This is a genomic window from Psychrobacter sp. 16-MNA-CIBAN-0192 (genome assembly GCF_040309565.1).
Lineage (GTDB): Bacteria > Pseudomonadota > Gammaproteobacteria > Pseudomonadales > Moraxellaceae > Psychrobacter.
Map to the genome: position 1 here is coordinate 1 of NZ_JBEOOX010000125.1, position 287 is coordinate 287.

General features: G+C 44.6%; 1 protein-coding gene. It reads left to right on the forward strand.

Annotation, left to right across the window (positions count from 1 at the left end):
- Nucleotides 1-49: 49 nt before the first annotated feature.
- Nucleotides 50-287 (forward strand): 2-amino-4-hydroxy-6-hydroxymethyldihydropteridine diphosphokinase (gene folK / locus AAEY78_RS12605; RefSeq protein ID WP_352339675.1); only part of this gene is annotated, 238 nt, incomplete at its 3' end.

Below are 287 nucleotides of genomic sequence, written 5' to 3' on the forward strand. Positions count from 1 at the left end.
GCTTGATAACGCTATTGCCGCGCTTAAAAAGCTGCCAGATTGTGAATTTATAAGTGTTTCGCATTACTATGCGAGTAAGCCCATGGGCCCACAAGACCAACCTGACTATATTAACGCCGTTGCCTGCATAAACACTACGCTTAGCCCTGAAAAGCTGCTTGATTTAACCCAAGCAATTGAGCTTGAGCATGGCCGTGTTAGAAAAGCCGAGCGTTGGGGGCCACGTACTTTAGATATAGATATGTTATTGTTTGACGCACAAACAATTAATACCGAGCGCCTTATAG